We start from the raw sequence: 8,569 nt of genomic DNA, 5'->3' as shown, positions 1-8,569 counted from the left end.
TTGACAATAAAAAAGAACAGTTCTCAATATATCAGATTCTTTTTCTATGATCTATGTCAAAATTTTCAGATTTCTCACACTTTTTAGATAAAAAATTGTAGAATCCGAAACAAGTTTTTGAGGAGATAACCAATGATTAAAGATATAGACGAGCTTTCTGATGAGCAAATAGATGTATTGATTAATGCGGGTACAGAGTTGCCTTTTACAGGAAAATTTTTAAATGAGGATCGGATAGGAACATATCGTTGTGTAAGATGTCATAATGCCCTTTTCCGTTCCGATACCAAATTTGATGCTGGTTGTGGTTGGCCAAGTTTTTATGAAGCAGTATCAGATAATGCTCTGCGTTATTTAGACGATTACAGCCTTGGTCGTCATCGTACAGAAATTCGTTGTGGTACGTGCGATTCGCATTTAGGGCACGTATTTAATGATGGACCTGCACCAACAGGTTTACGTTTCTGCTTAAATTCCGTTGCACTTAATTTTAAATGGGATGAAACTGGCGAAGAAATAGATGGCTAATTAATTGAATTCAAAGAGATTATGTAGAACAGGGCGATAGAATAGATAAAAAAATCTAATCTATTGCCCTAGTTTATATCTACAGCTCGCTTTGAAAAATATGACATAGATCACATTTTAAAGTCGGATTGCTTGTTATGATTTTAATCATAAATACACAAGAGGGATTTAATATGAAAGATGTACGTATTGAAGTAGATTTACTTGGTGAAAGAGAAGTTCCAAATGAGGCTTATTGGGGAATCCACACACTCAGAGCAATTGAAAATTTTAACATTTCTAATAATACAATTTCAGATGTACCTGAATTTGTTCGCGGTATGGTAATGGTAAAAAAAGCAACGGCATTAACCAATGCAGAGTTGGGCGTTATTCCGAAGAAAATTGCGAATGCCATTGTGCAAGCCTGCGATGAGATTTTAGAAAACGGACGCTGTATGGATCAATTCCCATCTGATGTTTATCAAGGCGGTGCGGGCACATCGGTAAATATGAACACCAACGAAGTGGTAGCGAACCTCGCGTTGGAAATTTTAGGGCATCCAAAGGGAAGTTATAACATCGTAAACCCAATGGACCATGTGAATGCCAGCCAATCAACTAACGATGCTTACCCTACAGGCTTCCGCGTAGCAGTTTATAACAGTGTGTTAAAACTCATCGACCAAGTTCACTACTTGCAACAAGGTTTTGAGGCAAAAGCGGTCGAATTTTCTGATGTTTTGAAAATGGGGCGCACCCAGTTGCAAGATGCGGTACCAATGACAGTAGGGCAAGAATTCAAAGCTTTTGCTGTATTGCTAGAAGAAGAGGTTAGAAACCTCAAACGCACCGCTAAATTATTGCTTGAAGTCAATTTAGGCGCAACGGCAATCGGAACAGGGTTAAACACGCCAGAAGGTTACCCAGAGCTCGCAGTTAAAAACTTAGCAAAAGTAACCCATTTACCTTGCGTACTTTCTGATAACTTAATTGAAGCAACTTCAGACTGCGGGGCTTATGTGATGGTCCACGGTGCATTAAAACGCACAGCGGTAAAACTTTCTAAAGTATGTAATGACTTGCGTCTGCTTTCATCAGGTCCTCGGGCGGGCTTAAACGAAATCAACTTGCCTGAGTTACAAGCAGGCTCTTCAATTATGCCAGCAAAAGTCAACCCTGTTGTACCAGAAGTAGTCAACCAAGTTTGCTTTAAAGTTATTGGCAACGATAGCACCATTACATTTGCTGCAGAAGCAGGGCAATTACAACTTAACGTTATGGAACCTGTGATTGGTCAAGCAATGTTTGAAACCACTTCGCTTCTTTCAAATGCATGCGTTATTTACGTGATAAATGTATTGATGGTATTACTGTTAACCGTGAAATTTGCCAAAATTATGTATTCAATTCAATCGGGCTCGTCACTTACCTCAATCCGTTTATTGGTCATCACAACGGTGATATTGTGGGTAAAATCTGTGCTCAAACAGGCAAAGGCGTACGTGAAGTCGTGTTAGAAAGAGGGTTGCTTACAGAGGCTGAATTAGATGATATTCTTTCTGTTGAGAACTTAATGAAACCGACTTATAAAGCGAAACGTTTTAACGAAGAAGAGTAATTATAAAAATCTAGTTATTGGTAGCGATGCCTTTGGTATAGCTACCAATTTTTTATATCATCACGCTGAACGCTTCGCCGTTGAAGCAAAGGTAATTTTATCTGGGCGATAACTGATACTACCATATTGGAATGGACGACCATCAGCTAAATAAGTTGTGCTGGTAACACTCACTACCATCTCATATTCACCTAAATCCATTTTCTCTTTTTCTTCATCATTAGCATAACGGAAGCTAATTTCCCGCTGAGAATAGCTAATTTTCAAGCCGAGTTCATGTTCTAAATAGCGATAGATAGACTGTTCAGCAATTTCACGGCTAATAAAAGGCACAATCCGTCGATCAAAATAAGAAATCTCATATTCCACAGCTTCACCATCTATTTCACGATGGCGACTTATACGGTAAAAGTCTATTTGATCATTTACATTAAAGATCCGCATAAGTGTCTCTTCGCCTTGCACAATATATAAACTAGAAAGGAGCGTTTTCACTTGATGGGTAAATTTATGGTTTAGCTCACTCATCGTTTTAAGTTCAGAGAGCGGTTGTAATTTTAATAAATCACGCGCTAAAACAATGGAATTTCTGCCCTGCTGTTTCTGAATATAACCATCCATTTCAAGCAAAGACAAGGCTTTGCGAATGGTATCCTTAGAAAAACCATAGCTTTGCATCAGCTCATTTTCGCTTGGTAATTCTTGATTGGGTGCTAAAAGTCCTTGGCTAATCTGGGTTTTAATTTCACTATAAACTTGCTTATATTTACTCATTTTTACCCTTTCTTTTATGCTTACTCTATTCGTTATTCCTTTATATGTTTTATAGCATACCATAAAACCAGATAAGTTATACGTAAAAACGTGATCCACATCACAATTTCATATAAAAAAACTGACTTTTACGTAAAAGTAATTGATTGAGAATCAGTTTAGAGTAAAATGCACCACAATTCTTAATTTTAAAAGGAGCATTACAATGACCCAATTTAGTACCTTCGTACAAACCACTACTCATAAAACATTAGAACAACTTAGTGATCGTGAAATTTACGTTCAATTATTAAATTACGTAAAAGAAATTTCTGCGAATAAGCCCAAAAATACCGCAAAACGCAAGGTTTACTACATTTCAGCGGAGTTTTTAATTGGTAAATTATTATCAAATAACTTAATTAACCTTGGAATTTATCAAGAGATCAAAGCCGAATTAGCTGAAGCAGGGAAATCATTAAGCCACATTGAAGATATTGAACCCGAGCCGTCTTTAGGGAATGGTGGTTTAGGTCGTTTAGCCTCTTGCTTTATTGATTCGATGTCCACTTTAGGTTTGAATGCAGAAGGCGTGGGCTTAAATTATCACTGCGGTTTATTTAAACAAGTATTTAAAAAGAATGAACAGCACGCAGAGCCAAATAATTGGATTGAAGAGAATTCTTGGTTAATTCCAACAGAAATCAGCTATGAAGTACCGTTCAAACACTTTACTTTAACCTCTAAATTAGATCGTGTAGATATTTTAGGCTATAAAAAAGAGAGCAAAAACTATCTGAATTTATTCGATATTCAAGCCTTAAATTATAATCTTATTGAAACTGGCATCGAATTTGATAAAACTAAAATTAAAGAAAACTTAACGTTATTCCTTTACCCAGATGATTCTGATAAAAATGGTGAATTATTACGCATTTATCAGCAATACTTTATGGTATCTAACGCGGCGCAATTATTAATTGATGAAGCGATTGAACGTGGCAGTAATTTACACGATTTAGCAGATTATGCTTATGTGCAAATTAATGATACGCACCCTTCAATGGTGATTCCTGAATTAATTCGTTTATTAACCAAAAAACATCATTTGAAATTTGATGAAGCGGTAGAAATTGTCCGTAATATGGTGGGTTATACCAACCACACAATTCTTGCAGAAGCCTTAGAAAAATGGCCGTTAGCTTATTTAAATGAAGTGGTACCGCACCTTGTGGTAATTATTAAAAAATTAGATCAATTAATTCGCAAAGCCTATAAAGACCCTGCGGTGCAAATTATTGATGAACACAAACGTGTGCATATGGCACATATGGATATTCACTTCTCTAATTCGGTGAATGGCGTAGCAGCATTGCATACAGAAATTTTAAAAAATTCAGAATTAAAAGCATTCTATGCGATTTATCCTGAAAAATTCAATAATAAAACTAACGGGATTACATTCCGTCGTTGGTTAGAATTTTCAAACCAAGAATTAGCCGCTTATATTAAAGTATTAATTGGTGAAGGTTATTTACATGATGCCACAGAATTAGAAAAATTATTAGCGTTTAAAGATGATAAAGCCGTGCATCAAAAATTAGCGGAAATTAAATTCAATAATAAACTCGCATTGAAAAAATATCTGAAAGAAAATAAAGGTATTGAATTAGACGAACATTCTATTATTGATACGCAAATTAAACGCTTCCACGAATATAAACGTCAGCAAATGAATGCACTTTATGTAATTCATAAATATCTTGAAATTAAAGCGGGTAAATTACCAAAACGTAAAATCACAGTGATTTTTGGCGGTAAAGCAGCGCCTGCTTATATTATTGCCCAAGATATTATTCACTTAATTCTTTGCTTATCAGAATTGATTAATAACGATCCTGAGGTAAATCAATATTTAAACGTATTCTTAGTGGAAAACTATAACGTGAGCGTGGCAGAAAAATTAATTCCTGCCACCGATATCTCAGAGCAAATTTCCCTTGCCTCAAAAGAAGCATCTGGTACGGGCAATATGAAATTTATGCTAAACGGTGCATTAACCCTTGGCACAATGGACGGTGCGAACGTGGAAATCGCGGAATTAGCGGGGGCGGAAAACATTTACACCTTCGGTAAAGATTCAGAAAGCATCATCAAGCTTTATGAAACTGCAGGCTATGTGTCAAAAGATTACTACGAAGCAGACAAAAACATTCAACAAGCGGTTGATTTTATTCTGAATCCTGCAATTGTGAAATTAGGCAACGAAACGCGCTTAACTCGTCTTTACAACGAATTGTTGAATAAAGACTGGTTTATGACCTTAATCGACTTCGATGCTTATATAAAAGCGAAAGAGCAAATTCTTGCCGATTATGAAGACCAAGATAGATGGAACGAAAAAGTGGTACAAAACATTGCCAAAGCAGGTTTCTTCTCATCCGACCGAACCATTGCGCAATACAACGCTGACATCTGGCACTGTGAGGGCTAAGAGGAAGGTATGAAATTACTGACCCTCAACGTACACGCTTGGTTAGAAGATAACCAAGCGGAAAAAATCGACATTCTTGCCGACACCATTGTGGAAAAAGGCTACGATGTAATTGCATTGCAGGAGGTAAATCAATTGATGGCATCTCCTGCCATTTCTCGGGAATTGAAAGCGGATAACTACGGTGTCATTTTACTCAATAAAATCAACCAAAGTGCAGAGCAAAAATACTCACTTTTTTGGAGCAACTCGCACATCGGTTACGACAAATATGACGAAGGCATCGCCTTTTTAACCCGCTTGCCTGTGTGCGAAGTTGATCCGTTTTATTGCAGCCAGCATCAACGCCTTGATTCCATCCTTTCCCGCAAAATTCTCGGCTTAACCGTGGAATATCAAGGCAAGCGAATTGATTGCTACTCTTGCCACATCAATTTGCCAAACTGCGAAGGCGAAAATCAACTCGACAACATTCGCAACATTGTTGAGCGTAGTCAAAGCGGTAATCTTAAAATTTTGATGGGTGATTTCAACACCGATGCTATTGGTGATTTGCAATCTTACCAACAAATTCAATCGCTTGGTTTGCTTGATACCTTTGAACTTGCCGAGCAAAAAGACCGTGGCGTTACAGTAGAAAAAGCGATTGACGGCTGGCAAGGACATAGCCAAGAGAAACGATTAGATTATATTTTTTTAAATCAAGCCCAAAGGGTTTTATCCAGTCAGGTGATTTTTAATAACAAAAATAAACCGATTGTATCCGACCATTTTGGTGTAGAAGTTGAGCTTTTATTGTAGGAGATATAAATGAAAAAACTGCTCAGTTTTGAATTTTGGCAAAAATTCGGCAAGTGCCTAATGGTGGTGATTGCCGTTATGCCTGCTGCAGGTTTAATGGTCAGTATCGGTAACTCATTGCCGTTAATTAGCGATGCCCATTGGCTCGCGATGGTGGGAAACATTATTGCCCAAATTGGTTGGGGGATTATTGGTAACCTTCACTTGCTCTTTGCGTTAGCCATTGGTGGTAGCTGGGCGAATGAACGAGCAGGCGGTGCTTTTGCGGCTGGCTTAGCGTTTATCTTGATTAACTTAATCACGGGTAATTTCTTTGGTGTGAAATTGGAAATGTTAGGCGATCCAGCTGCACACGTTAGCACTGTATTCGCTGGCGAGATTCCAGTTGCACACTACTTCGTAAATATTCTCGGACAACCCGCTTTAAATATGGGCGTGTTCGTCGGAATTATTGCGGGTTTTGTGGGCGCAACCACGTTTAACAGCTACTACAACTTCCGTAAATTGCCAGAAGTGCTCACTTTCTTCAACGGTAAACGCTTCGTGCCTTTCGTGGTAATTTTCCGCTCTGTGATTGTAGCGATTTTCTTAGCCTTATTCTGGCCAATTGTACAAACAGGAATCAATCATTTCGGTGAATGGATCGCCAACTCACAAAGTTCTGCACCAATTCTTGCACCATTTGTATACGGTACCTTAGAGCGTCTCTTATTGCCATTCGGCTTGCACCATATGCTTACCATTCCGATGAACTACACTTCATTAGGTGGCACTTATGAGTTCTTAACTGGTGCACAAGCGGGCAAACAAGTATTCGGTCAAGACCCATTATGGCTCGCATGGATTTCTGACCTCATCAACTTAAAAGATTCAGGCGATATTGTACAATACAACGAATTACTTAATAATGTGACTCCAGCTCGCTTTAAAGTGGGTCAAATGATTGGCTCAAGCGGTATCTTAATGGGCTTAACCCTTGCGATGTATATCAACGTGGATGCCGACAAGAAAAAAGTTTACAAAGGAATCTTCCTCTCTTCTGCTCTTGCGGTGTTCTTAACTGGCGTAACCGAGCCAATCGAATATATGTTTATGTTTGTGGCACTTCCGCTTTACCTTGTGTATGCAGTAATACAAGGTGCAGCGTTCGCGATGGCAGATATTGTGGACTTACGCATGCATTCATTCGGTAACATCGAGTTCTTAACCCGTACGCCAATGGCAATTAAAGCGGGCATCGGAATGGATTTAGTGAACTTTATCTGGGTTTCAATCCTATTCGCCGTAGTGATGTTCTTTATCGCCAATTTTATGATTAAGAAATTTAATCTTGCTACCGCAGGTCGTAATGGCAACTATGATGCAAAAACCTCGGACGAAACGCCAGCAGACGAGAAAAAAGTGGCAAACGCTAGTGAACAAGTGGTGAAAATCATCAACTTACTGGGTGGCAAAGATAACATCTCGAATGTCGATGCTTGTATGACCCGCTTACGTATCACCGTTCATAACCCAGAATTAGTGGGCAAAGAAGCAGAATGGAAACAAGTTGGTGCAATGGGCTTTATCGCCAAAGGCACAGGCATCCAAGCCATCTACGGACCAAAAGCTGATGTATTGAAATCGGATATTCAAGATTTGCTTTTATCCGGAGCGGAAATTCCTAAAATCTAAATAATCTCCCTCTTATGAAAACTCTCTCTCCTTATGGGAGAGAGACAGAAAAAATTGTATTCAGCAATTTTTCAAAGAGGGAGAAAAAGCAGTCAAATTTCCAAATAAATTTACCAATTACCTTTTCTTTCTATCTTTCACCCTATTCATTCCAAATCTATTTTACCCCTATTTTGTTGGCAATATACTTGGCAATTGTCGTCGGCATATATTGTCCAAAGTGGAGGAGGACCTGTCTAAAACAAGCGGTCAAAAATACTGAGCATTTTACAAAATTAAAGGCTGAATTCTAGTAATCTACACCCTAAACGTTGGACTATTCTTCTCGAATTGCTCTCGCTTGTGCTAATCTGATTTCAGGATAGCTGCCAGTGCTTAAATCATTCTCTTTACCTGTAAGCGGTCTTTTATATCTACCGCCACAGTTTTGAACCACCTGCTGAACTAACAAATAAAGGCCTTTTCCTTAAATTTTAGTTATACGAATTTTTAGTTATATCACATCGTATAACTAAGACTATAACTAAAAAATGCTACTGTAAATGAAAGAAAAGGCAACAACACGTAAGAAAAGAAAAATTAAAAACGGAGAAAAGCCTAATAATATCAATGGGTTTAGACAATAAAAGAAAGATGAGAAAACTTGAAATGGTCCCCCCTACCGGACTTGAACCAGTGACCAAGCGATTATGAGTCGCCTGCTCTAACCGACTGAGCTA

At 38.1% G+C, this 8,569-nt stretch carries 5 protein-coding genes, 1 tRNA gene and 2 pseudogenes; 5 read left to right on the top strand and 3 right to left on the bottom strand.

Translation table 11 applies throughout. The annotated features are described in order from the left end of the window. The first annotated feature begins 132 nt into the window (after window positions 1–132). Together msrB and aspA are read left to right on the top strand one after the other, a co-directional pair. A complete protein-coding gene (msrB, locus tag KH943_RS07770) occupies window positions 133–528 on the top strand; it encodes a peptide-methionine (R)-S-oxide reductase MsrB (RefSeq protein ID WP_304109742.1) in 396 nt (131 codons plus the stop codon). 173 nt (window positions 529–701) lie between these two features. Continuing rightward, window positions 702–2,128 (top strand): annotated as a pseudogene (gene aspA / locus KH943_RS07765) (aspartate ammonia-lyase). A 60-nt stretch (window positions 2,129–2,188) separates the two neighbouring features. Here aspA and KH943_RS07760 read toward each other — a convergent pair. Next, window positions 2,189–2,902, bottom strand: coding sequence for a UTRA domain-containing protein (locus KH943_RS07760; RefSeq protein WP_304109740.1), 714 nt, complete (start codon window positions 2,900–2,902; stop codon window positions 2,189–2,191). Window positions 2,903–3,107: 205 nt separating this feature from the next. Here KH943_RS07760 and glgP point away from each other — a divergent pair, with 205 nt between their 5' ends. The 3 genes from glgP to KH943_RS07745 are packed head-to-tail and all read left to right on the top strand — an operon-like array spanning window position 3,108 to window position 7,850. Then, complete coding sequence (glgP, locus tag KH943_RS07755) at window positions 3,108–5,375, top strand: glycogen/starch/alpha-glucan family phosphorylase (protein WP_304109738.1); 2,268 nt, start codon at window positions 3,108–3,110, stop codon at window positions 5,373–5,375. 9 nt (window positions 5,376–5,384) lie between these two features. Next, on the top strand, window positions 5,385–6,176 hold the full coding sequence (locus tag KH943_RS07750; protein ID WP_304109736.1) for an endonuclease/exonuclease/phosphatase family protein: 792 nt from the start codon (window positions 5,385–5,387) through the stop codon (window positions 6,174–6,176). A 9-nt stretch (window positions 6,177–6,185) separates the two neighbouring features. Further along, window positions 6,186–7,850 carry a PTS transporter subunit IIBC gene (locus KH943_RS07745; protein ID WP_304109735.1) on the top strand — a complete coding sequence of 555 codons (1,665 nt, stop codon included), beginning with the start codon at window positions 6,186–6,188 and terminating at the stop codon, window positions 7,848–7,850. A gap of 316 nt (window positions 7,851–8,166) precedes the next feature. Here the strand turns inward: KH943_RS07745 and KH943_RS07740 are convergent. Both KH943_RS07740 and KH943_RS07735 read right to left on the bottom strand, forming a co-directional pair. Beyond that, a pseudogene (locus KH943_RS07740) lies at window positions 8,167–8,304 on the bottom strand (preprotein translocase); the annotation flags it as partial. A 195-nt stretch (window positions 8,305–8,499) separates the two neighbouring features. Beyond that, a tRNA-Ile gene (locus KH943_RS07735) sits at window positions 8,500–8,568 on the bottom strand. Between the last annotated feature and the right edge of the window lies 1 nt (window position 8,569).

Origin of the sequence: Haemophilus parahaemolyticus (assembly GCF_018373095.1) — a bacterium.
GTDB lineage: Bacteria > Pseudomonadota > Gammaproteobacteria > Enterobacterales > Pasteurellaceae > Haemophilus_A > Haemophilus_A parahaemolyticus_A.
This window is presented reverse-complemented; position numbering and strand designations above follow the sequence as displayed.

Coding starts and splice junctions, on each gene's coding strand:
- KH943_RS07745 (WP_304109735.1), top strand. CDS start 6,186: ATGAAAAAACTGCTCAGTTTTGAATTTTGGCAAAAATTCGGCAAGTGC.
- glgP (WP_304109738.1), top strand. CDS start 3,108: ATGACCCAATTTAGTACCTTCGTACAAACCACTACTCATAAAACATTA.
- msrB (WP_304109742.1), top strand. CDS start 133: ATGATTAAAGATATAGACGAGCTTTCTGATGAGCAAATAGATGTATTG.
- KH943_RS07760 (WP_304109740.1), bottom strand. CDS start 2,902: ATGAGTAAATATAAGCAAGTTTATAGTGAAATTAAAACCCAGATTAGC.
- KH943_RS07750 (WP_304109736.1), top strand. CDS start 5,385: ATGAAATTACTGACCCTCAACGTACACGCTTGGTTAGAAGATAACCAA.